The 20,378-nt window shown below is 52.7% G+C and carries 20 protein-coding genes, 2 tRNA genes and 1 pseudogene; 6 read left to right on the top strand and 17 right to left on the bottom strand.

Features of this window, described 5'->3' with window-relative positions:
* Positions 1-3: 3 nt before the first annotated feature.
* Positions 4-1,569 (bottom strand): nickel ABC transporter, nickel/metallophore periplasmic binding protein, encoded by a 1,566-nt coding sequence (nikA, locus tag CSA35_06540; protein PIE54401.1) that lies wholly within the window; start codon positions 1,567-1,569, stop codon positions 4-6.
* A 208-nt stretch (positions 1,570-1,777) separates the two neighbouring features.
* Here nikA and CSA35_06535 point away from each other — a divergent pair, with 208 nt between their 5' ends.
* From CSA35_06535 to CSA35_06520, 4 genes are all read left to right on the top strand, one after another.
* Positions 1,778-2,293 carry a transcription repressor NadR gene (locus CSA35_06535; protein PIE54366.1) on the top strand — a complete coding sequence of 172 codons (516 nt, stop codon included), beginning with the start codon at positions 1,778-1,780 and terminating at the stop codon, positions 2,291-2,293.
* A gap of 50 nt (positions 2,294-2,343) precedes the next feature.
* Positions 2,344-2,538 (top strand): hypothetical protein, encoded by a 195-nt coding sequence (locus CSA35_06530; protein PIE54365.1) that lies wholly within the window; start codon positions 2,344-2,346, stop codon positions 2,536-2,538.
* A 3-nt stretch (positions 2,539-2,541) separates the two neighbouring features.
* Positions 2,542-3,990: a sodium:solute symporter gene (locus CSA35_06525; GenBank protein PIE54364.1), complete on the top strand. Its 1,449-nt coding sequence runs from the start codon at positions 2,542-2,544 to the stop codon at positions 3,988-3,990.
* Between the two features lie 431 nt (positions 3,991-4,421).
* Positions 4,422-4,652 carry an NrdH-redoxin gene (locus tag CSA35_06520; protein ID PIE54363.1) on the top strand — a complete coding sequence of 77 codons (231 nt, stop codon included), beginning with the start codon at positions 4,422-4,424 and terminating at the stop codon, positions 4,650-4,652.
* 180 nt (positions 4,653-4,832) lie between these two features.
* On the opposite strand, the gene CSA35_06515 is transcribed toward CSA35_06520, so the two are convergent.
* Both CSA35_06515 and CSA35_06510 read right to left on the bottom strand, forming a co-directional pair.
* Positions 4,833-4,909 (bottom strand) — tRNA-Met (locus tag CSA35_06515).
* A gap of 6 nt (positions 4,910-4,915) precedes the next feature.
* Positions 4,916-4,991, bottom strand: a tRNA-Met gene (locus CSA35_06510).
* Positions 4,992-5,274: 283 nt separating this feature from the next.
* On the opposite strand from CSA35_06510, the gene CSA35_06505 reads away from it, so the two are divergent.
* The gene (locus tag CSA35_06505; protein ID PIE54362.1) at positions 5,275-5,748 is read left to right on the top strand and encodes a hypothetical protein; all 474 of its coding nucleotides are present in this window, start codon (positions 5,275-5,277) and stop codon (positions 5,746-5,748) included.
* A 273-nt stretch (positions 5,749-6,021) separates the two neighbouring features.
* On the opposite strand, the gene CSA35_06500 is transcribed toward CSA35_06505, so the two are convergent.
* The 7 genes from CSA35_06500 to buk (CSA35_06470) form a co-directional block, all read right to left on the bottom strand.
* On the bottom strand, positions 6,022-7,608 hold the full coding sequence (locus CSA35_06500; protein PIE54400.1) for a histidine ammonia-lyase: 1,587 nt from the start codon (positions 7,606-7,608) through the stop codon (positions 6,022-6,024).
* A 28-nt stretch (positions 7,609-7,636) separates the two neighbouring features.
* Positions 7,637-8,938: a sodium-dependent transporter gene (locus CSA35_06495; GenBank protein PIE54361.1), complete on the bottom strand. Its 1,302-nt coding sequence runs from the start codon at positions 8,936-8,938 to the stop codon at positions 7,637-7,639.
* 302 nt (positions 8,939-9,240) lie between these two features.
* Positions 9,241-10,191, bottom strand: coding sequence for a hydroxyacid dehydrogenase (locus CSA35_06490; GenBank protein ID PIE54360.1), 951 nt, complete (start codon positions 10,189-10,191; stop codon positions 9,241-9,243).
* On the bottom strand, positions 10,188-11,261 hold the full coding sequence (buk, locus tag CSA35_06485) for a butyrate kinase (protein ID PIE54359.1): 1,074 nt from the start codon (positions 11,259-11,261) through the stop codon (positions 10,188-10,190). Before buk (CSA35_06485) ends, CSA35_06490 begins: the two co-directional genes overlap by 4 nt.
* Before the next feature lie 76 nt (positions 11,262-11,337).
* Positions 11,338-12,267: a phosphate butyryltransferase gene (locus CSA35_06480; GenBank protein PIE54358.1), complete on the bottom strand. Its 930-nt coding sequence runs from the start codon at positions 12,265-12,267 to the stop codon at positions 11,338-11,340.
* Positions 12,268-12,395: 128 nt separating this feature from the next.
* Positions 12,396-13,289, bottom strand: a complete 894-nt coding sequence (locus CSA35_06475; protein ID PIE54357.1) for a phosphate butyryltransferase — start codon at positions 13,287-13,289, stop codon at positions 12,396-12,398.
* A 6-nt stretch (positions 13,290-13,295) separates the two neighbouring features.
* Complete coding sequence (buk, locus tag CSA35_06470; protein PIE54399.1) at positions 13,296-14,384, bottom strand: butyrate kinase; 1,089 nt, start codon at positions 14,382-14,384, stop codon at positions 13,296-13,298.
* Between the two features lie 188 nt (positions 14,385-14,572).
* Here buk (CSA35_06470) and CSA35_06465 point away from each other — a divergent pair, with 188 nt between their 5' ends.
* Positions 14,573-15,190 (top strand): hypothetical protein, encoded by a 618-nt coding sequence (locus tag CSA35_06465; protein PIE54356.1) that lies wholly within the window; start codon positions 14,573-14,575, stop codon positions 15,188-15,190.
* Between the two features lie 76 nt (positions 15,191-15,266).
* Here CSA35_06465 and CSA35_06460 read toward each other — a convergent pair whose 3' ends face one another.
* From CSA35_06460 to CSA35_06430, 7 genes and pseudogenes are all read right to left on the bottom strand, one after another.
* Positions 15,267-16,271, bottom strand: coding sequence for a hypothetical protein (locus CSA35_06460; GenBank protein PIE54355.1), 1,005 nt, complete (start codon positions 16,269-16,271; stop codon positions 15,267-15,269).
* Positions 16,272-16,313: 42 nt separating this feature from the next.
* Positions 16,314-16,937, bottom strand: coding sequence for a hypothetical protein (locus CSA35_06455; protein ID PIE54354.1), 624 nt, complete (start codon positions 16,935-16,937; stop codon positions 16,314-16,316).
* 115 nt (positions 16,938-17,052) lie between these two features.
* Positions 17,053-17,412: a dinitrogenase iron-molybdenum cofactor gene (locus tag CSA35_06450; protein PIE54398.1), complete on the bottom strand. Its 360-nt coding sequence runs from the start codon at positions 17,410-17,412 to the stop codon at positions 17,053-17,055.
* A gap of 19 nt (positions 17,413-17,431) precedes the next feature.
* Positions 17,432-18,310, bottom strand: a complete 879-nt coding sequence (locus tag CSA35_06445) for an ATPase (protein ID PIE54353.1) — start codon at positions 18,308-18,310, stop codon at positions 17,432-17,434.
* Complete coding sequence (locus CSA35_06440; protein PIE54397.1) at positions 18,307-19,152, bottom strand: ATPase; 846 nt, start codon at positions 19,150-19,152, stop codon at positions 18,307-18,309. The genes CSA35_06445 and CSA35_06440 overlap by 4 nt, the downstream gene beginning before the upstream one ends.
* Complete coding sequence (locus tag CSA35_06435) at positions 19,149-19,457, bottom strand: BMC domain protein (GenBank protein ID PIE54352.1); 309 nt, start codon at positions 19,455-19,457, stop codon at positions 19,149-19,151. Before CSA35_06435 ends, CSA35_06440 begins: the two co-directional genes overlap by 4 nt.
* Positions 19,458-19,933: 476 nt before the next feature.
* Positions 19,934-20,218 (bottom strand): annotated as a pseudogene (locus tag CSA35_06430) (hypothetical protein).
* Positions 20,219-20,378: the final 160 nt, after the last annotated feature.

The raw sequence follows: 20,378 nt of genomic DNA, 5'->3' as shown, positions 1-20,378 counted from the left end.
AGCCTATTTCCAGGACATGCTCTCGAAGGGCACCTCGGTTATAAAGGCCGGGAAAACGACGCCCTGAAGCTCATTGACATGGACTTTAACCAGGGTCCTATAGGATAGGGGCAGATAAACAGCCTGGTCGTGGAGGGTGGTCAGGATCTCCCGGTACAGCCTCTGGCAACGATCATCACCGACGGCTATCAGAACCTGAGCGATCTTTTTGTCCAGCTCTTTTTTCATGGGCAGACCAGACTGAGCCTGGTAGTCAGCGTGGGAGGGCACCCGCATCGAACTCACCATAGCGTGAGGTTCATAGGGCGCTCCCCAAGTGTCGCTGAAGATAAGGCCGAAGGTTCCGTTCTTCTGCCTCTTGTAGTATGCGTCTTTTTCAACGCCGGTCAGATCAAGCTTCATACCAATTCTTTTCAGGTTCGACTGAAGCACCTCGGCGATGGCTTTCTGTACGGTATCGGTACCGATGAAACAGATATCCAGACGGAGCTCTTTTCCGTCCTTTGCCCTATATTCTCCATCCCGAACCCAACCGGCCTTGTCCAGAAGAGAATTGGCCTTATCCAGATCGTACTCGTAAGGAGGCAGCCCCAGGTTACAGAAAGGCATCTGAGGACTGAAGAGGAAATCAGCTCGTTTCTCCATACCCAGGAAGACTCCCTTGACGAGAGCATCCTTGTCCACAGCGTGAAGAATGGCTTTTCGAACTGCCAGATCCGCAGTGACACCGCAGCCCGAGTTGATGGCTAACAGCCGCGTAGCCCGAGGGCCTGAGATACCTGTCTCGTATCGTCCCATGGCCTCCAGGCGCCTAAAAGCCTCTATGCTGATCTGAGCAGCCCCCTGACCGCTGGCACCAAAGATCAGGTCGATCTCGCCGGTCTCCAGGGCCACCACCCGGGACTCGCTCTCGGGGATCACCTTGACCAGGATCTTGGCTATGGTCGGTTTGGGGCCCCAGTATCCGTCGTTTCGGACAAAGAGATCGTATTCGCCCTTCTTCTCCTCCGCGTGGATCCAGGGACCGGTACCTATGGGTTTTTTAATGCCCTTGGCCGTGCCTCCATCCTCACCAAACGCCGAAGGACTGAGGAACCTGAAGGGACGGATCAGGGAGAGATCCCAGAGAGTGGCGGCGTAGGGAGCCTTCAGAACAAGCACCATAGTGTGTTCGTCAGAGACCTCAGTGGAGTCGATCTGCCCTACCAGACCAAGCCATGCGTGACGCTTGGCATTCTCCATGACAGCGTCCATATTGGCCTTGGCCGCCTTGGAATTCCATGGAGAGCCGTCGGAAAAGGTCACTCCCTTGCGGAGATGGAAGGTGTACCGGAGGCCATCATCAGAAATGTCCCAGCTCTCCGCCAGACAAGGTTCAATAGTTCCCCGAGAACTGTATCTCACCAGAGATTCGAAAATCATATTCTGAGCGTACATCTGGTTAGGGGAATAGAGGTGGGGATTCAAATCTCCTCCAGCGTTTCCGCTCCATGAATAGACCAGTGTATCCGGGGCATGAGCTGTTGCTGAGAGAGCAAGCAACGTGGACAAGCACAGTCCCAACGTCATACGAAGGATATTCTTCAAGATAAGCCCTCCATTCAAAGTTTTTGTAAAGAAATGCAGCTCACGTTTCTTTGTTCATAACAACATGTTAGTCCCCCCTCACAGGCGTGTCAAGCTCGTGCCCCAACATGCTACCAAATAAAGGCGGGCTTCGGAGCGAATATATCTTTATGCTAGTAGCTGCTATAATCTGACTAAAAGAGGTGAAAATATGGTCGACAGGCGAAAACGGCTGAAGTTTTTGATCGAGATACTCCGGAAGGGATACGATCCCGTCAGTGGCGCAGATCTGGCCGATCGTTTTGCGGTGAGTCGCCAGGCCATCGTCCAGGACATCGCCATCCTTCGGGAGGAGGGAGTGCCCATCGTTTCAACGTCCCGGGGGTACCGGTTGGATCAGGGAATCGCTGCTGTTCGGCGAGTCATGGCGGTCTGTCACCAGGCTGACGACCTCTACAGAGAGCTGTCTCTGGTGGTATCCATGGGAGCCCGGATGGTTGATGTGTTCATCGACCATCCCATCTACGGTGAGCTTCGAGGCAATATTGACGTGGGAACTCAGGAGGAGGTTCGACGATTTCTGACCTTGATGGAGACCACAGGTCGTCATCCTCTGCTGAGCCTTTCCGGCGGGTTCCATCTCCACACGATGGAGGCCCCCGACGAAGAGATTCTTCAGGCCGTCGAGGACGGACTGCGTGAGGCCGGGTTTCTCGTTCAGTTTTAAGCCCTGTCGATTCACGATGGGGTACGGGCTATGAAAGGAGTTCTGGAGACGTGAGACGGAAGGAAAAACTGTGGTGTCTATGGGCAGCTGTAGCGGCCGTTTTTGACGTTGTCGTGCCCTTTGGGATAGTTCGGTCCGTGGGAAGCCTCTCCGGCGCTTTCGCTTTCTGGCTGGCTCTGACCGTGATCGTCGTCATCTCAGGGGCAGTCGTCACAGCCTCGTGGGGCATGAGAGGGAGACGGTAAACCATGTCAGGAACCCTTTTATCCTCGGGTATTTTCCTGTGGTTCGCCCTGGGCTCTCTCCTGTCATGGTATGCCAGAAGACGGACGGGGGCGGGCGTCCCCGAGTATTTTCTGGCAAACAGAACCGTCGGAGGACTGGTATCGGCCCTGAGCTACAGCGCCACAACCTATAGCGCCTTCATGATGGTCGGCCTGGTAGGACTTACCTACAAGACGGGGGTGGCAGCTCTGGGGTTTGAGCTGACGTACCTTATCTTTACCGTGTTCCTGCTGGTCCTTTTCGCCCCCCGGTACTGGGCTGCAGGACGCGCGTTCAACCTGGTGAGCCCCAGTGAGTTCCTGTCTTTTCGGTATAGTCGATCCTCCGTGGGATTCGTGGCAACCTGTCTCTGTATGGTCATGCTCATTCCCTACGCCTCGGTACAGCTCATGGGGGTGGGGTATCTCCTCGAGATCCTCTCCGGAGGGAGCGTCCCTTTCTGCGTGGGGGCCGGGGCTGGAACCCTGATCGGCATGGTTTTCTGCCTGGCGGGGATGCGATCTGTAGCCTGGACAGACAGCCTTCAGTCCACGATCATGCTCGTCGCCAGCGTCGTGCTGGTGGGATTCGTGAGCTCCCGTCTTTTGCCTCAGGGATTCGTCGATGCCGTATCTCAGGTGCCCGAGCTTTTAACGGTGAACTGGTCCCCCTCTCTGTATCTGGGACTCACCCTGCCCTGGGCTTTTTTCGCCGTCACCAACCCTCAGGTTGTCCAACGGCTCTACACCCCTGAAGGCCCCAAAAGCCTGAGGCGGATGATTCTGGGATTTTCCGGTTTCGGCCTGGCCTACACCCTGATCTGCGGTCTTCTGGGGCTGGCCGTGGCCCTGCTTCGGCCTGGGCTGGACAACGCCGATAACGCCATGCCAGTCCTTCTGTCCATGGTCCCGACCCCACTGGCCTTGATCGTGACCGTGAGCATAGTGGCCGCAGCGGTCTCGACGCTGAACTCCATCGTCCTCACCCTGGGATCCATGTTCGGTCGGGACGTGATCCGTCCTCTGCATCCCGGGCTCTCAGAGGAGGATGAGCTGCGGATGGGACGAGCGATGATTCCGGCGGTCTCTCTCGCGTGCTTTGTCTTTGCCCAGTTTCGGTTCGATTTGATCGTCGTCCTCTCGTCCTTGGCATCCGGCGGGCTCCTCATGCAGCTTCCCGCCGTTCTGGGGGCCTTTTTCTGGAGGCGGAGCACAGCCTGGGGCGCCCTGTCGAGTCTGATCGTCGGTGGGACCGTGGTGACCTGGCTCAGTCTGGCTGGACTCAAGCCCCTGGGGCAGTGGCCTGCCATCTGGGGCCTTACAGCCTCTGGAGCGGTCTTTGTGACCGTGAGTCTGGTAACAGCTCCACCTCAAGGTCGGGATGCCTTTTTTACTGGATTGAACCGAGAGATGGAGGGGCGTTTTCAGCTCTGACGATTCCTCCCATGGCTGAGATTCAAAAATGTGCCTTCAGGGGGGCAATAAGACAGTTCGTCTATCCATCTATGGATGTACAAGGGCACATCTGCAGCCCCAGGAATCTCTTTCGTCAAGGACGCTCCTTCAGACATCGTCAAGAACTCAGAGAACGACTAATACCATCCATACAGCGTATCCCAAGCCATCGCTGCTTAAGGTCACCACACTGATCAAGAAGAACGCTGAAGCTACGTTACCTCGGCTGTTTCTAAGGCTCGCAAAAACTTACCTGAACCTGAAAACCATAGTTCCTCGGATGATGGCTGTACCGTAGGCAGCGACGCTCTTGGGCTCGTATCCAGCCTTCCTCTGCCAGGCCCGATGGACTGACTGGTATCGTGCTTCCGAGCCGTCATGCTATACTTTTTGTGGAAGGAGGGAACGCTATGACCGTCACAGTGTACTCAACCTCAACCTGCATTTGGTGCAAAAAGGTCAAACAATATCTCACGGACAAAGGTGTTGAATTCAACTCCATCGATGTGGGAGCAAACCGAGAGGCTGGCAAAAAAATGATCGCCGAAACCGGCCAGATGGGCGTGCCCGTCATCGACATCGATGGTCGATATATCGTGGGATTCGACAAAACCGCCTTAGATGAAGCTCTGGGGCTCTAAAGCAAGGAGAGGGGGATGATACCCCCTCTCCTGATTTTTCCTGTTCGTCCGCAGAGCTTCAGGTTTATTCCTCTTCCGTACGTAACGATCGCTCTTCCAGATAAGAGAAAACCCCGATCTTAACGGGGTTTTCTCTTATCGTTACCGTATCAATCTCACGATAGAGGCTCAATTCTGTGTTGGTGGCGGTGACTGGAATCGAACCAGTGACACTACGGGTATGAACCGTATGCTCTAGCCAACTGAGCTACACCGCCAAAGTTTGGTTGCGGGGGCAGGACTTGAACCTGCGACCTTCGGGTTATGAGCCCGACGAGCTACCAACTGCTCCACCCCGCGATACGTGCCCTTCTTTATGAAGACTGGCATATTGTATCAGACGAATACAGGGTTTACAAGGGCCTTCTCCGAATAAGAGGGCCCTCGTTTGAAAATGACAGCTCTTTTTCTAAAACTTCGTCCATACTGAAATATGCAACACGACTATTTGCTACGTTTTGATGAGGAAAGACCACAAAATATGACATAAACTCGCATAAACGTCTCTTATCCTATTTTCTCGATGTTGCCTGACCAATATTGACGTATATACTGGTGGCATAAGGTCAACAAACATCAGACAATGGAGGTGCAAAGAATGAGACGATATTTGATTCCCCACAGAGGCAGAAACTGGATAGATCCTTTCACGTTGATGGACAATGCCATGAGGACGGCGTTTCACGGTTTTGGAGAACCTTTGAGCGACGAAGATGATCGACTGCATTCCCCAAGTATGGACGTGTTCCGAAAAGACGGCGTGGTGACGTTGGTGGTCGATCTACCAGGGGTATCCAAGGAGGATATCGACCTGAAAGTGTACCGTAATCAGATCGAGATCCGAGCCGAGAGGCACTCGGAAAGCCAGTGTAACGAAGGGGACTGTCTCCACAGCGAGAGGGCGTACGGCTCCATCTCCCGGACAGTTTCCCTGCCGGCGGAAATTGACTGCGACTCCGTACAGGCAGGCTACACCGACGGTGTTCTGAGGGTTGAGGCCAGAGAGATTCGCTCCGGCGGCGAGGGCAGAACGGTTGCCATCGGTGACGGAGTGTAACGAACAAAACGCGCTAAAACAAGGGGACCTGAAAAACCAGGTCCCTTCGTTTACGTTGATTTTATTCAACCCCTATTATTAGACAGCATCAAGTTTATAAAATTAAGAGGAAGTAGGAAAATAATTATATTAGATACAAAAAATAATGTAGGCCTAGACACAGCACCCCTCCCCTATTTGGGTTATGATTTTGCTTGACCCAATCAAAAGTATTGGTCATTTTCATCCCCTATCACCACACACCAGAAATGATCATAACTCTACAATAGACGGCTACGCTAAATTACCAATAGCACTTTCAACAGCAACAAGGAGCTCTCTTTTTTCTGTAAGAAGAATACAAGGCTCAGATTGTCCCGGCATGTAATGGTCTTCCTGAACAAAGCGGAGATCTTGCCGAATACGATTAATAACAGCTGCTGTCCTCACTCCAAGTTTAAATTCACCAAGCAATTCTTCTGTAGATGAGATTGCATGACTGGCAAGTAAAAACTCGATACCGATAATTTTTTCAAGATTCTTAAGAATTGAGACATGGTCTTCCTGGTTGCTCTTTGTAGGTATTGTATCCACACTGGCGGGAAAACAAAGCCCTTTATTTTCTGATGCAAGCGCTGCGGCTGCACAAGAAATAACTGGGTAGCCACAGTTAAGTCCCACAGGCTTTCCTGCAAGCATAGGACTTAACCCATAATTCAAAGTGGGATCGCAGAGAAAGAAAGAGCGACGTTCAGAAATATTGCCTAATTCTGCAAGAGATATAGCCACAATATCCATAGCAAATGCTACTGGTTCACCGTGAAAATTACCACAGCTCAAAAAATCCAGCTTTTCCCCACTTTCGTCCCAAAACACGAGGGGATTATCCGTCGCAGCGTTAATCTCTCTTTCTATTGTCTCCCAGGCATATTGCAAATTATCTCTTACAGCTCCATGTACCTGAGGAATACATCGTAAAGAGTAAAGATCCTGCACTCGCGGTTGATAGCTTGGGTGCATAATATCATGAGGCAGGTGAATTTTACGGGCATCTTCAGAAACACGAGTGCTACCGCTTGTAATTTTGAGAATATTCGAGGCTACGATTTCCTGCCCTTTATGGAGACGGGCTTTGTGAACCCGAGGGTCAAAAGCTGCCGTTTCTCCACGCACTGCTTCCAAGCTCATTGCCCCCGCAACATCACACGTTCTAGCAAGTTCGAGAGCATCATAGCAGTTAAGTGCTCCTAATCCTGTAAACATGGTTGTTCCATTTATTAGAGCAAGGCAATCTTTAGCTTTAAGTTGAAAAACAGAAGGGAAAATCCCTGCTTGTTGGAGTGCATCAGGTGCCGAAAGCCTTCGTCCCCTGTAAAAAGCCTCTGCTTTCTCGTATCCGATGAGCACTGACGTCATATGCGCAAGAGGCCCTAAGTCACCGCACGCACCAACAGAGCCCTGATAAGGGATAACAGGATGAACCCCTTTGTTGAGCATTTCCAACAGCCTGTCAACAACTTGTATGCGCAGGCCTGAAAAACCTAAGCAAAATGCATTAAGCCGCACAAGCATTGTGGCACGAACAACTTCTTCCGGGGCAGGCTCTCCTACACAACCACAATGACTCATCACAATATTGTTTTGAAAAATATCCTTTTGATCCATGTCGATATTGAAGTCTTTAAGTTTTCCAACTCCAGTATTAAACCCATATACCGGAGGGGCTTCAGGGGAAAGCCAATTCTCCTCGATATAATTTCGCACACGGCAAATTTCAGCCCGCGCTTCTGGAGCAATTTCCACAGGTACATTATGGCGTGCAACCGCAACAACATCAGGAATAGTTAAGTCTCGACCGTTTAACGTTACCGTCTTAGGCAACAATTTTCTCACCCCTTAGGCTTAAACTTTAAAAAATCCATGATGCCCATACAAGTAAAATCGCTACTGGCACAAAGTATTTTAAAAGGATAATCCATGTTTTGTGTCCGCTCTCGATAGACGCAGCTTTCATCATAGCAGGAACCTTCCACTTCCAGCCAACAAAGAGTGCTAGCAGCAAAGCACCTCCGGTCAAAAAGATATTACTTGTAACATAATCAAATATACTAAATATCTTCATAAAGTTTGCGTTGATGTAAATGAGCACACATAACAGCGCAGCTAGAATCCAAATAGCTCTTTCTCTTGCTACTTTAAGCGTCTCTTCCATAAAGCAAACAACCGTTTCAAAACAAGCTACTTGGGATGTGAGCATGGCAATCATAAAAAGGAGAACAGTTGCACAACCAATCATAGTGCCCATCGGAAGTTGGTTGAAAACATTGGGGAGAGTGACAAAAAGCAGCCCACCACCAGAGTTAGGTTCCAGGCCAAAAGCAAAGACACTGGGGAATATCATAAGCCCTGCCAGAAAGGCTACTAGCGTATCACCGACACAAACAACAGCGGTTTTACGAGTGATGGAGGAATTGTCTTCTGGTAAGTAACTACCAAATACAATTCCAACTCCCACAGCAACACCAACAGAAAAAAGAGCTTGTCCTAAAGCACCGAGTACGGCCTCAAGAGAGAGTTTAGAGAAATCTGGTTTCAGGTAGAACTCCAGCCCCTTAGCGGCCCCAGGAAGCGTAAGGGCCCGAATAATTAAAACTACGAGGATCACAAACAAAATAGGCATAAGAATATTGTTTGTCTTCTCAACTCCCTGGCGAACTCCTTTTCTCACGATAAAAACAATCAACGCAACCAATGAGAGAGAGAGCAAAAATACTATATTACCCTGGGCAATAAATGATGGGAAATGTACTGCAATTTTTTCTGGAGGCATGGATTTGAACGTACCCATAGCAATTTTAAAGAAATACCCTAAAAACCATCCGAAAATAGGGGTCAGGTATGCAAGCCACATAAAGGACACAGCCACATTCAGATATCCTCCCAAAAACCATCGTGTGCCGGGAGCAAGTGTTTGAAACGCTCCCACAGGATCTTTGCGTGTTTTGCGTCCCATAGCGACCTCGGCGGTCAAGAGGGGGAAGCTGATAAAAGCTACAATAGCAACGTATACAAAAAGAAACGCTGCTTCACCATACTTGCCCACCATGTATGGAAAACGCCATAAATTACCACAACCAATAGCTGCTCCCATAGTTGCAAGAACAAAACCTAGTTTGGTGCCCCAATTTTCTTTGGATGCCATGTAAACCATCTCCCTTCTCTATATATTTTGCTAGTAACAAGCTTATGTTTTATATCATGCACATAAGACGTCAAAAAATCGTCAAAAAATAGGGGAAAAACGAGGCACTGTTCAGCAATTTTGAACTTTAATACCTCAAGCCAACAGGCTCATTTTAAAGACATCTATACCAGTGTACGACAGCGGTTTTTTCGCTCTCGTGTGATGAATTTCCCGGTTTAGTCGTTCCAACAAATTGCTCTGTGAATATAATCAACATAAACGAGGGGGCCTGAAGAACCAGGCCCCCTCGTTTATGTTGATTATATTCACTATATAACCACGTTGATCGGTGTCCCCGAAAGCCAGTTGATCACGTTAGAGAAGGCCATGGCTGCGCGCTTCTCCAACGCCTCCGCCGTGGCGAATGCCACGTGAGGGGTGAGAACGCAGTTAGGAGCATCCAGAAGGGAGTGTCCCTCCGGAAGGGGCGGCTCCACATCGAATACGTCGATCCCGGCACCGGCCAAGTCGCCGGAACGAAGTCGGTCAGCCAGAGCCTGGGTATCCACCACGACACCGCGGGCGGTGTTGATGAGTACCGACGACGATTTCATGATAGCCAGTTTTTTCGCATCAAGAAGGCCTTTAGTCCGCTCGGTGCCAGGCAGGTGAAGAGTGACCACGTCGCTGACAGCAAGAAGCTCTTCCAGAGAAGCATACCGTATCCCCTCATCGATCAGCTCGGGTCGCTCCGTCCGGCTGAAGGCCACCACGGAGCACCCAAAAGCTCTGAACAGCTGAGCCACCCGGGAGCCTATAGCTCCCGTCCCAACGACGCCCACAGTCTTACCCGCCAGCTCCCGTCCCGGCAACCCCATCCTGGTACCGCCGCTGCGCACTGCCCCGTCAGCTGGGACGATTTTCCTCAGCACTGCCAGGGTCAAACCCAGCGTGAGTTCCGCAACCGAGTCGGTCGAGTATCCGGCGCAGTTAGAGACCACGATATTCCTGTGATCACACGCCTCCATATCCACGTGGTCATAGCCCGTGAAGGCAACTGATATCATCTTGAGACAGGCTGAACTCTCTATGACCACCCCGGGCAGAGGCATGTCGGCGATCATGGCCACGTCGGCATCGGATAAGCGACGAATGCTCTCATCAGGATCGTCGTTCCGCTCGTGGATGACGAACTCGTGTCCCTGTTCGATCAGAGGAGCAGCCAAGTCATCCAGAGAGGTCTGATGAATCCCAAGAGGCTGGAGGAGAACGACCTTCATCGTGTGTAGACCTTAGGCTCTTCCTGACCAGACAGGACTCGAAGAGCCCCTTCAGCCAGAGCCTTGAGCTCGTCCTCGCCAGGGTATACCCGCACAGGAGCGATAAAGGCCACCCGACGCCGAATCTCCTCGACAAACCGATCCGAGTAGGCCAACCCACCGGTAAGGAGAATAGCGTCGACAGCTCCATCGAGAGCGACAGACCTCAAACCTATTTCCTTGGCCACCTGATACGCCATACTCCGAAAGACAAGGTCGGCCTTACCGTCACCATCGGCGATGCGACGCTCAACCTCTCGAAGGTCATTGGTTCCCAGATGAGCCACTAAACCACCCTTGCCATTTATTTTCTTCCTCATCTCGGGCAAGGTGACCGAACCGCTGAAGCAGAGCTTGACCAGGGCACCAGTTGGAAGAGAGCCTGCCCGATCCGGTGAGAACGGGCCTTCACCGTCCAGGGCGTTATTGACGTCAATAACCCGTCCCTTACGGTGGGCACCGACGGAAATTCCGCCTCCCATATGAGCGACCACGAACGACATATCCTCGTAGGGTTTTCCCATCTCGTTTGAGGCCCGACGGGCAATGGCCTTTTGGTTCAGAGCATGAAAGACAGAACGCCGGGGAATTTCCGGCAACCCTGACAAGCGAGTCTCCTCTATGAGTTCGTCCACCACCACGGGATCCACTATAAACGCATTTTCCGGATGCCCTGCCTGGGTGGCCAGACGAAGAGCCAAAGGGGCTCCCAAGTTACTGGCGTGAGAACCATACGATGCCAACGCCAGATCCTCCAACATAGCATCGTTCACCCGATAGGTGCCTCCTGGAATAGGGCGAAGAAGGCCGCCTCGGCCCACGACACCGTCCAGATCGGCGGCAGTGACGCCCTTACTCTCCAGGGCTTTTTCAATTTTCTTGAGTCGAAAGTCCTCCTGAGCTGTCACCGAGGCGAACTGCCCGATCACGTCCAAATCGTATCTCTGGGTATTCTCCCAGAGTTGATTCTCATCCTCGAACAAAGCTATTTTAGTACTGGTGGAACCGGGGTTGATAGCCAGTAGTTGCACTGAAACAACACCTCCTTCAGTCAGTTAAGTTCGAGCTTTCTTTTATGTAGATCACTTTCTACATCTGCCTACCATTTTATTTACTGAAATCAGCGTGAACGACCGCAGCGGCTATGGAGATGAGCTTGGCCCTCGGAGAGTCGGCCCGGCTTGTGAGGATGATGGGTGCCGCCGCCCCCAGGATCATGCCGGCCGTCTCGTTCTTTGAAAAATAGACAACGGCCTTGGCCAGCATGTTACCTGCATCGATGTTGGGAACCAGGAAAATATCGGCTTTCCCAGCCACAGGAGAGGATATGCCCTTGGTTTTGGCCGATTCTTCGCTGACGGCGTTGTCCAAAGCGAAGGGACCGTCGACGATGCAGTTTTTGATCTGGCCCCGAACGTTCATCTGAGCTAAGGCTGAGGCATCCAACGTAGCGGGCATATCGGGGTTCACGACCTCCACAGCCGCCAGAACGGCCACCTTAGGGCACTCCACCCCGAAGGCTCGCGCCAGGTTTACGGTGTTCTGGATGATCTGAGCCTTCTGGTTCAGGTCGGGATACATGTTGAAGGCAGCATCGGTGATGAAGAATATCCTGTCAAACCCCTCAATTTTATGAAAATAGCAATGGGAGATAACGTTCTTGCCCCTACGAAGCCCGACTTCCTTGTTGAGCATGCCCCGGAGGAAATGATTCGTGTGGATCTGACCTTTCATGTAGACGTCAGCTTGACCGGAGGAAACGAGCTTGACGGCCTCAAGGGCCATCTCGGGCTCACTGGCAACATCCACCATCTTATAGTTCGCCAAATCCACACCAGCCTCTTTTGCAGCTCCCTCGATAGCCGACGCCTCACCAACCAGGTAGAAGTCCGCAATACCTGCCGTCCGGGCCTCCTCAAGAGCCCCCAACAGCCCCGGATCATCAGCCTTGGCGACGCTGATTTTCTTCCTGCCCTTCTCGACACCGATCTTCTTTGCATATTCCAACAAAGCGCTCAACGAACGAAGCTGTTCCATAAAAAATAACCCCCTATAGATTAGTATATATCCGCTGCCGTCCTCAACGCCCTCCCGTTTAACCAAAACGAGAGCAACTCTTCGTACATTATACAACGAAGAATCGTATGACAACGCGCACAAGCGACTCAGGAGATGGAGGCCCCCAGAGCGATGGACAGTAACTTCGTATCCATGGAGTCGAAGCGACTGGTCATGACAACAGGGCAACGAGCACCCAGGAGGACACCGGCAATTCGGCATTGAGCAAGAAACATCGCTGTCTTGCCCACCAGGTTTCCCGCCTCAATATGGGGCATCACGAGCAAATCTGCCTGCCCGGCTACAGGCGACCGAATGCCTTTGATGGCAGCTGCCTCGGGGCTCACGGCGTTATCCAGAGTCAGGGGCCCATCGATGAGACAACCTCTGATCTGCCCCCGAGCGCCCATGATCGTCAGAGCTGCGGCATCTAAGGAGCAGACCATATCAGGGTTCACCGACTCCACAGCGGCCAAGACAGCGACTTTAGGGCAATCGATACCCAGCCTGTGATAGCAGACCACAGCGTTTTTGATGATCCCCACCTTGGCCGTCAAATCGGGATACATATTCATGCCACCGTCGGTAATCCCCAGCACCCGCCCCAGAGTCGGGACCTCAACCAGAACCAGGTGAGACAGGAGAGAGCCTGACCGAAGGCCCCATTCCTTGTTCAGCACGGCTTTGAGCAAAGTCGCCGTCTTGACAAGCCCTTTCATGATCAGATCAGCCTCACCGGAAGAGACCAACCGAACGGTGGCCTCGATGGCTGCATAGTCATCGGAGGCCTCTACCATCTCCATACCCTCCAGGGAGAGCCCCAACGCCTGAGCCTTGTCAGCAATTTTTTCGGGCTCTCCGACAAGAATCGCCGTCACAATATCCTGTTGATGGGCCACCCGTACAGCCTCAAGTACGTCATGGCCGTATGGACAGGCAACAGCAATTCTCTTTTTTTCCCGGGATGAACACCGATCGAGCAAAAACGAAAGATCCTTCACCTCTGATCACCGCTCTCCTCTCACCGTATCCCCGTAGGACAACGGTCGTTCCTGGCCTTTGAGCACCCGGAAAGCTCCTTGGGCCAGAGCCTCCATCTCTCCCTCGCCCGGATAGATAAAACATGGAGCGATCCACTGCACTTTTTTTTGAATGGACGCCACAAAATTCTCATCGTAGACGACACCACCGGTGAAAAGTATCCCATCAAGCCGTCCTTCCAGAAAAACCGCCATAGCACCAATAGCTCCTGCTATCTGGAATACGAGACTCTTCCAAACCAGCCTGGCCTTGTCGTCTCCTGATCGGGCACGCTCAGACACGGTTCTCATATCGCTGGTTCCCAAATAAGCCATAACTCCCCCCTGACCGACCAGACGTTTTTTCAGGCTGGGTAGATCGGTGGAGCCATCAAAGCACAAGGACATCAACCCCTCCGCGGGAAGTCCTCCGGCCCTCTCAGGCGAAAAGGGACCACCGTCGTTGCCGCTGTAGAACTCGGCCAATCGACCGTTTCGAAGGGCACAGACGGAGAGCCCTCCGCCGATGTGAGCCACCACGAATCTCGTCTTCCTCCAGTCCTTCTCCAGATCCCTGGCCGCCTTTCGCACAGTGGCTTTGACGTTCAAAGCGTGATTCAGGGATATACGGGGCAGTTCGGGCAATCCACTGAGCCGGACGACATCGTCCAGCTCGTCCACCGAAACGGGGTCCACGATCACAGCGGGAATCCCTCTGGGGGATGCGATAGCCTCAGCGATGATGCCGCCTAAATTGGAGGCATGATCCCAGGGCTTACCACTCCGAAGCCGCTGAAGAAGAGCCTGATCAACGGAGTACGTTCCCCCGGGAATGGGATCGACGATCCCACCCCGACCGACCACGATATCCAGACTATCCAGGGAGTATCCCTTGGTTTGCACGGCATCTTCAATGGTATCCATTCGAAAACGGTATTGGGCTACGGTACTCGGGAAAGAAGCGATCCGACTGGGATCGTGACGAACGGTCTCGGACCATCGCTCCCGATCACCGTCGAACCAGGCTATCTTGGTACTGGTCGATCCGGGGTTGATGACGAAGATCTCACTGGACAACAGGACCACCCTCTCTGTTCACCTGAATTGAGTCGGCCAAAATCCAAGATCAGGTACACCATACCATAAAATACTTAAAATCCGGAAAAGCCCTTGCATACTGATGCGAGAACCCCTATGATATGATCTATCTCAAAAATTGATGGCTCTAAGGGGTCTATTTTAACTTTAAAAGGAGAGTGTTTAATATGACCGGAAAAAGTTTGTTTGCGGGGATCGCCGCATCGCTTCTGGCCGTCGTAATGGGCTCTATGGCCTCGGCAGCGACTATCTCAGGGACATTGGTCATGTCCAACGGAAAGGCTATGATCCTGAATCAGGCTACGGTTCAGCTCGCCGTTTGGGAAAATTCGTCTCAGTCAGATGAGCGTCTTGTCTCCCAGTCGGTAATGTGCGCCGAGAGCCAGGTTCCGCTGCCCTTCTCCATCGAGTACGACCCAGCCAGCCTGAAGGACGACAAGGCCTACGAGGTGACCGCTACAATATCGGCTATGAATGGACGACTTCGCTGGATCGGCAGCGTACCGTTACCCCAAAAGGGCACCTCGACCTCGAACGTAACCGTGCCCTTGGTCGAGGTGGATCCAACAGCTGAAACTGCGGAAGTCCTCACCTATGTCTTCGACGGATTTCGCATCCTGGCCCGCTTCGGTGACGACTCGGTAACGCTGTACATGCCCGAGGGGACCAAAACTTTGCCCCTTGCCGTTTCTGCCTCGGGAGCCCGATTCTCCGACGGAGAGACCACCTTCTGGACCAAGAGAAAAGAGGTCTACCTGGAGACCTCGGGGCACCTTGTGGAATAGATCACTTCATAACCACACTGACTGAACCGGAGGCATGTTCACACGCCTCCGGTTCAGTCAGTACGCCTCTATACGCTCAGTTCCACCGGGTCTCCCCAGGAGAGCGCCTGGCCTTAGCCAGGATCTCTGCTTCCAGCCGATCCAGATCTTCAAGCTGATCGGGGTCCATAGTCCGCCTGATTTCCTCCCTCATGGCGGCCCCTAGCGCCATTCTATCTATTTTCCCCCCGGAGTTGACGTCAGTCCAGCTGATCTTGCGCTTGGTCTCGTACAGGTCGAAGTCAGCAAATCGTTGATCACCCTCAACGTACTCAAGACCGATCAAGACTTTTTTGACGATTTTGGGATCAAAATAGGAGAAGAGGCGGAGGCAGTAGACCGAGACCGGCATAAGGATATGTGCGTAATCCTTCCCCCATCCCTCTCCCACAAGTAACCCAAGCTCCAGGTCCTCCAAAGCCTTGGTCAGACGTTCCACGTGAAGACGGTACCGTCCGTAGGCATCGTAGATACGGATCTCCAGATACCGCCACTCGGATTTATCCATACTTCGGTTGAAGAGATAGAGCGCCCGTCGACGAAGCCTGGTCCTCAAAGCCTCGTGAGGCATAGGTATGCATACGACGTGGTCCGCTACATCGCTGGTGACCAGGGACTTCGTCAGAGACTTTTCCGTAAAACAGATGAGCACACCGTGATCCGAGCTCCAGTCCCAGAGTCTATCCAGAGGAGCGATCTCGCCGTGAAAGTCCTTAGCGATGTCCTCCATAACCGGTCGGTAGTCGCCGTGAACCCGAAACAGGATGCTTCTCGGGAAACGCCGGACTGACGACACCATGGAGCAAGCCCTCTCGGTTAACATGGTTGCCATGATCACGTCAGGGAAACTATCAACAGCCACATATCTCTGGGGTTCCTTTGCCCCAAGGATCAACACGGTACTGTCTTCCCCCATACCGTCGAATACATGTTCCTTCGGAGCCTGACGACAGGAAAAACGAGGCTCCAACCATTTCAGAATGGCATCCTCATCTCCCTCTATTTGAACAACCCTCGGGCCGCTTCTGACTATGGACAACATAGCCGAGACCTCCTTTCGTTCGTCTCCATCCCTTACGAACGATTACAAACTGACTCGTCTCTTGAGCTGACGCATATCGTCGAGATACCCCGGGTATTTGATGCGATAGACTCCTCCGGTCTTAAGGGAAAAAAGGTTGATATCGGTCAGGCCGTTCAATCCTCGAATATCACCCGACGGAACTGAGAGATCGTGGCCGAAGAGCCCTACCGCCTCAGGACGGTCGGGCAGTTTCCAGGCGTAGTGACTCACGACAAAATCCCAACCGTAAACCTGAAAAGCCCCCACATCGTTCACCACATGACAGTGAGGGAAAAAATCCTGAACCGTCGGCCCATGATCGTGGTTTCCCAGCACAATAACAGCCTGGAAAGCCCCCCGAGCCGAACCACCATCCAACAGTTTAGCCAGTCGGCGAAGCTTGGTCCGATATCCTTCAATCCGAGCAGGATAGATCTCCAGCTTGATTTGGTCCACCAGATCTCCGGTGTGGACCACCCAAGCCGGTTTCACCTTAGCAATGATCCGAGCCAAATCCGAAAAAAAGGGCGACGGCGTATCCGAGATGTGAAGAAGGAACTCCCCCGGACGATCCATCACCTCCTCTGGAACGTAGACCGCGCCCAAAAGCCGGCATGCACCCGCCAGCCATCTTCCCATACGCATACCCCCCCATACACATTTTCTCTCTAGTAAAGGCTCTTTGTCAAAGTGAGTATACAGCCCTTTCACAAAAAGGTGGACGTTGGAGGCTCAAACCAGCAAGGGTGTCACGAAAACCTCAATCTCCACATTCATCAGAGTAGGAATGCTCCTGACAGACCGCCCCTGTCGAGACGAGCTCGCCTTTGAGATACGCTTCGACCGATTCTCTACAATCACCTGAGGCACCCACAACAACCTTTATGCCACGTCCCTCAAAAATTTCCACGGCTCCCCTCCCCATACCGCCGCTGATGATCACGTCCACACCCCGATCAGCCAGAAAGTTGGGCAGGAATCCTGGCTTGTGGCCGGGATTGCTGACCAACTCCTCCGATCTGAAGTGATCGCCCTCCACGGTGAAAATCCAAAAGCCCTCACAGTGGCCGAAATGTTGGGCTACTTTTTTCTCCTGACACGCCACGGCAATTTTTTTCATAACACTCTCCCTCTCATCGTTATTTTCCATCCGAATCCCTCATCAAGAGACGGAGGACTCGATCGAACAGACATCTCACAGCCATACCTGCAGGACAATCCACGTCCACCAGCGTTATCCCTCTGTTTATAGCTTCTCCCGCCGCCTCATCGAAGGGAATTCGCCCAAGACAGAGGAGTCCTCTCTTTTCACAGTATCTCTCGATCCGTTCGGTATTCTTTTCATTGATATCCCATCGATTGACACAGACAGCCATGGCGATACCAAAATGCTGACCGGTTCGTACGATACGCTCCAGATCACTGAGCCCCGAGATGGACGGCTCGGTGACAACAAGAGCCATGTGGACACCACTCATGGAGGCGACGACAGGACAACCGATTCCCGGCGAGCCATCGATCACGGCCAGATCGGTCCGAGGAGCCTCCTCGATCATCCGCCTCTTGACCCGAGAGACCAATTTCCCCGAGGTTCCGCTACCCATCCGAAGCCGAGCGCTGGAAAAAACCCTGTCGTTGTCTCGGTATAGCGTTAGATCGCCAGCGACAGACGGCTCCATACGGACAGCACCCTCTGGACAGAGGGCTGCGCAAAGTCCACATCCTTCGCAGGCGTATGGATCGACCACCCATTTTCCATCGGTTTCCCTGATCGCATCAAAGCGACAGCTCTCCCGACAGACGTCACATCCCACACACCTATCTTCGTAAATAACGGCCGTGGGCATTCCGTAAAAATCGCTCATCTCGGAGCTCATCCCAGGGTACATCAGATGAAGGTTAGGAGCGTCGACGTCACAGTCAGCAAACGCTCTGGCCTCGGAGAGACGGATGAAGGCTCCGGCAATGGTCGTCTTTCCCGTACCGCCTTTTCCACTTATGATGAGCAGCTGTTTCATCTGTTCATCCCAACCGTCTCGACAGCTTCCAGGATCGCCGCAAACCGGTCCCTGTAGTCTGGAAGTTCCCGAACGGCGATACCACCGTCGGAGTTCAGGCTCCCCAGATCGGCGTCAAAGGGAATTCGAGCAAGGACAGGCAGTCGATCACGGACACAGATATTTTCCGATGGGTTTACTTTGCCGTCGCATTTGTTCAGCACGACGCCGAAGGGTTTCCCGAACTTTTCCACTAACTCACGGACCATAACCAGGTTATGGGCCCCGAAAACCGTGGACTCTGCCACCAACACGCAGACATCGGCGTCCCTGATGCTCTCCATGACTAAACAGGCGCTTCCAGGCGGGCAGTCCAGCACGACGAGATCGTCTACCTCCTTCGCCACCTGATGATAGAGCTCTCGGATAACAGGCGTTCCCGATACTGTTCCTGTCTTCATGAACCCGCTCAGGACGGTTACGTTGCCGGACCGGCCTTTTCGGACCTCTCCAACCACGTGAGGGACCTCCGTCACGGCTCCGTGGGGACAGAGGCTCAGACAACCGCCGCAGGAATGACAAAGATCCGGGAAAAGACGGGGTTTCGCCCCCACAAAAGCCAGGGCGTTAAAGGCACAGAAGTCAACACAGATCCGACAACCGGTGCATCGGCTCTGGTCGAATTGAGGCAGGGGCACGGTGACGACGCTCCGTCCCTCCGGATCGGGCCGAAAGAACAGATGACCGTTAGGCTCCTCCACATCGCAATCCACGTACACAGACCGATCGGCTGCAGCCGAGAGATTCACCGAGACAAAGGTCTTACCGGTTCCTCCTTTTCCGCTGAGCACAGCGATCTTCAATTTTTTTCCGAAGCTCCATAGCATGTAACGGCCTCAAGAGCGTTTTCGACGGCACTGGTATCCCCAAAAATCCCCAGACATACTATATGTTGAGGGCAAGTTCCCTGGATCTCAGCCACCCAAACGTTCGAACTCTTCTCCGCCATGTCCCCGGCAACCAGAATATCGGCCAACAAGCCCTGACAGACCCCGAGAGCACTGAACTCCCCCCGCTTTATGCGTTCCCGGATGGCCTGATCGGGAACCTTTCGGAGAATGATATTCCACGTCCCAGCCGACACGTTTTTTATGAATCGAGTCTGCATGGTCAATCTCCCCCGCGACCATGATATCCCTCATGAACCTCACTGAGTTTTTGCAACGTCCCTTCCCGATAAGCCGACACGTTGTCCGAGAGATCGCCTCCTCGGGCCAGAAACAGCTCCACCTCTCCAGCCTGAAGCACGTTGGCGGCATTTTCACCGCACTGAGGCGTCACCACAGCCTGAACGCCCCAATCCAAAAGGGTCTGGGCAACCTTGATTCCAGTGCCACCCTGACTATCGGCTCCAGGGTTGATTTTGAATTGAACCTGATCAGCTTCCAGGTCAATCAAGGCAAACAATGGAGCTCTCCCCAAGGTTCCGGCTACGGTAACTCGGTCGTCATTGACCGGGATAGCAACGCTCATTCTCCAACTCCCTTCTCGTCTATCGCTCTGGTGCATAAGACAGAGCTCGTCTCTCTTTTCTCGAGCCCAACAACACGCCCGTCTTCGAGATCTCCCATGATTGCCCGAACAGAGGGTAAACTCTCCCCCCTCAATGAGTAGGCGCTTCCCATTAACCAGACAATCGGCCAGCTTTCCTCTCGCCCGGTCGTACATGGCCTGTACGGTCGTTCGCCCTACGCCAATATGTTCGCAGCATTCCTGCTGTGTCAATCCCTCGTCGTCGATAAGCCGAAGAGTCTCGTACTCGTCTACTGTTATAACGACAAGTCCACGCCCTCGATACCATCCAAGAGGTCCAAAGACCTTATTTTTCGGCAAAGCACACACCGTTCTGGATTTTATAGGTCGAACCATCGACACACCTCCAAATCATTTCGTTATCTCCTTCAGTCATCTTACCCGAGTTTTTGACATATATCAATAACCATATCAAGCATAGCATAGCCCTTCAAAAACAAACGGGAGAAAAGGTCCTGGACGGACTTCTTCTCCCGAGAGGATTTGCGACAAATTT

The organism is Dethiosulfovibrio peptidovorans (assembly GCA_002748665.1).
GTDB classification, from domain to species: Bacteria; Synergistota; Synergistia; order Synergistales; family Dethiosulfovibrionaceae; genus Dethiosulfovibrio; species Dethiosulfovibrio peptidovorans_A.
Note: the sequence above shows the minus strand (reverse complement) of the source record. Positions and strands in the feature narration are given on the sequence as shown.

Bases quoted from the DNA above. Each gene is read 5' to 3' on its own strand.
- CSA35_06520 (PIE54363.1), top strand. From the start codon at position 4,422: ATGACCGTCACAGTGTACTCAACCTCAACCTGCATTTGGTGCAAAAAG.
- CSA35_06445 (PIE54353.1), bottom strand. From the start codon at position 18,310: ATGAAACAGCTGCTCATCATAAGTGGAAAAGGCGGTACGGGAAAGACG.
- CSA35_06495 (PIE54361.1), bottom strand. From the start codon at position 8,938: ATGGTTTACATGGCATCCAAAGAAAATTGGGGCACCAAACTAGGTTTT.
- CSA35_06455 (PIE54354.1), bottom strand. From the start codon at position 16,937: ATGCGTATGGGAAGATGGCTGGCGGGTGCATGCCGGCTTTTGGGCGCG.
- CSA35_06435 (PIE54352.1), bottom strand. From the start codon at position 19,457: ATGCAGACTCGATTCATAAAAAACGTGTCGGCTGGGACGTGGAATATC.
- CSA35_06460 (PIE54355.1), bottom strand. From the start codon at position 16,271: ATGTTGTCCATAGTCAGAAGCGGCCCGAGGGTTGTTCAAATAGAGGGA.
- CSA35_06480 (PIE54358.1), bottom strand. From the start codon at position 12,267: ATGGAACAGCTTCGTTCGTTGAGCGCTTTGTTGGAATATGCAAAGAAG.
- CSA35_06450 (PIE54398.1), bottom strand. From the start codon at position 17,412: ATGAAAAAAATTGCCGTGGCGTGTCAGGAGAAAAAAGTAGCCCAACAT.
- CSA35_06535 (PIE54366.1), top strand. From the start codon at position 1,778: ATGGTCGACAGGCGAAAACGGCTGAAGTTTTTGATCGAGATACTCCGG.
- CSA35_06505 (PIE54362.1), top strand. From the start codon at position 5,275: ATGGAGGTGCAAAGAATGAGACGATATTTGATTCCCCACAGAGGCAGA.
- CSA35_06525 (PIE54364.1), top strand. From the start codon at position 2,542: ATGTCAGGAACCCTTTTATCCTCGGGTATTTTCCTGTGGTTCGCCCTG.
- nikA (PIE54401.1), bottom strand. From the start codon at position 1,569: ATGACGTTGGGACTGTGCTTGTCCACGTTGCTTGCTCTCTCAGCAACA.
- CSA35_06490 (PIE54360.1), bottom strand. From the start codon at position 10,191: ATGAAGGTCGTTCTCCTCCAGCCTCTTGGGATTCATCAGACCTCTCTG.
- CSA35_06465 (PIE54356.1), top strand. From the start codon at position 14,573: ATGACCGGAAAAAGTTTGTTTGCGGGGATCGCCGCATCGCTTCTGGCC.